This is a genomic window from Mycobacterium sp. TH-M82 (genome assembly GCF_057473605.1).
In genome coordinates this window covers 1-1,949 of the sequence record NZ_JBYCKY010000671.1, presented here as the reverse complement: position 1 = coordinate 1,949, position 1,949 = coordinate 1, and the positions used below count along the sequence as shown (strand labels likewise).

3 protein-coding genes are annotated in these 1,949 nt (G+C 66.1%); all 3 read right to left on the bottom strand.

What is annotated here, in order from left to right; genetic code table 11:
* Positions 1 to 137: 137 nt before the first annotated feature.
* Entirely contained in the window at positions 138 to 488 is a 351-nt protein-coding gene (locus AC2VON_RS19720; protein WP_486954461.1) for a DsrE/DsrF/TusD sulfur relay family protein, read from the bottom strand.
* The gene (locus AC2VON_RS19715; RefSeq protein ID WP_486954460.1) at positions 485 to 1,246 is read right to left on the bottom strand and encodes an ArsR/SmtB family transcription factor; all 762 of its coding nucleotides are present in this window, start codon (positions 1,244 to 1,246) and stop codon (positions 485 to 487) included. The genes AC2VON_RS19720 and AC2VON_RS19715 overlap by 4 nt, the downstream gene beginning before the upstream one ends.
* A 117-nt stretch (positions 1,247 to 1,363) precedes the next feature.
* Positions 1,364 to 1,949: MFS transporter (locus AC2VON_RS19710; RefSeq protein ID WP_486954459.1), on the bottom strand; the 586-nt coding region annotated here is incomplete at its 5' end.

Sequence of the window (1,949 nt, the reverse complement as noted above, 5' to 3'; positions counted from 1 at the left end):
GGGGGACCGCGATATCGCCCACGAAGCCGATCGCATACAGAAAAGATGCCAGGAACATCACATAGCTCAGCGAGCCGTAACTCATCGCTAGAAAGCGTGCCATTGCATCCTCCGGTTGGCTGTGGCTGGCTGTGGCATCAGAAGTTCAGCACCTTGTCGGCCCACAGCGTCCACTCGGTCACCTCGTCCATTGTGGACCGCCGTGCCCCCTGGACAAGACCGTCTTCGCACAGTGCGCGCGTGTCCATACAGGTTCCGCAGCAACCGATCTCACCGCCGTGGCGGATCACGCCCTGCAGCATGCGGTCTAGATGGTAGTAGCCGTCGGGGACTTTTTGGTTAGCCATGGCGCAGCCGACCGCGTCGCCGAAGAGGAAAACCCTTACCTCAACCCCCTCGCGCCTGGCCAGCGAGCCGGCCAGGCGAAGCGCGTTGTAGCAGCGCTCGGTGCCGTAGGGGGGATCGTTGAGAATGACGAGGAATTTCACTTCTGACTCCGGTTCTTGGTCTTGGCCCGCGCGCTCGTTGCGCGCGTCGTTTCGATTTTTCGGCCGCCTGATCTTCGCTGTGCTGGCTCTGGTGGGGTTTCAGCGCCGACGGCAACCGGCAGCCCGGCCTGCCGCCATTCGGGCATCCCGTCTTCCAGGCAGTGGGCTTGACGACCGCGATCGCGCAGCGTCGCCACGGCTTGAGGGGCGAGCAGGCAGAGTGGTCCCCGGCAGTAGGCGACAATCTCGACGGCAGAGTCGATTTCGTGCAGGCGGGCTTCCAGGTATTCGAGGGGGACCGAGAGAGCGCCGGGAATATGGCCGGCCTCATACTCTTCGATCGGCCGCACGTCGATCACGACGACCTCACCCGCGCGCACGCGACGGAGAAGCTCAGGGCGGGTGACCCTTTCGGTCGCGCGCTCATCCGCGCCGATGTCGCGGAGGATTTGGTCGACCTCGGCAAGCCGGGCGCGGGCCAGATCCCCGAGCGCAGCCACGAACCGGCAGACTTCTTCCCCCGCCGCACGGTAGTAGACGCGCACGCCCTCGCGGCGGGTCACCACGAGGCGACCCCGGCGCATCAGCTGCAGGTGCGTCGACGCGGTGGTGAACTTGAGGCCGGCGGCTTGGGCCAATGCGTCAACGGTGCGCTCGCCCTGGCAGAGCAGCTCCAACAGCTCGATCCGCTTGGGGTGCATGACCACCTTGCCGATCCGGGCGAGTTGGTCGAAGAGGTCTAGCCGCTCTTCGGACATAATATCCATAAATCTATAGATTACTAAACCAAGTTCCAGCGCGCCTTAGCTCGATCGCGGGGAGCCTCAGGCGTTGTCGCCGATGATCGTGGCGGCGCGTGATCGGGCGGACCACTGTCATGGCGTCTGCTCGGCGGCGGCTTGGCTTGGGTCGGTGTGGGTTTCATACATCCGGGCGGCGACGATCAGCCCGGAGGCGGCGGTGATCGCGGCCACCACCCAGACCGTGGCACGCAGGCCCCACAGGTCGGCTACGACACCGGACACGATCGCCCCGACGGCGAATCCGCTGTCGCGCCACAACCGGTACACGCCGACCGCCCGGCCCCGCCATGCCGGGTGGGCCACGTCACCGACGACGGCCAGCAGGCTGGGATACACCAACGCGGTGCCGGCCCCCAACAGCACGGCCGCCAACGCCCATGCCGCGAAGGTGCCAGCCAGTGCAATGATGGCCAGCGCGCCGGCTTGGGCGAGCATCCCCGCGGTGATGAGCCGCTTACGTCCCCAGCGATCCGACAGCTCGCCGGTGGACAGTTGCCCGAGCCCCCACACCGCGGGATACAAGGCGGCCAGCACACCGATTCCCGACACCGATAGTCCGGAGGTGGCGAACAGGATGGGAAACAGGCCCCAGGCCAGGCCGTCTTTGAGGTTGTTGACCATCCCGGCTTGGCTGGCTGCTGACATGGCGGGTTCGCGC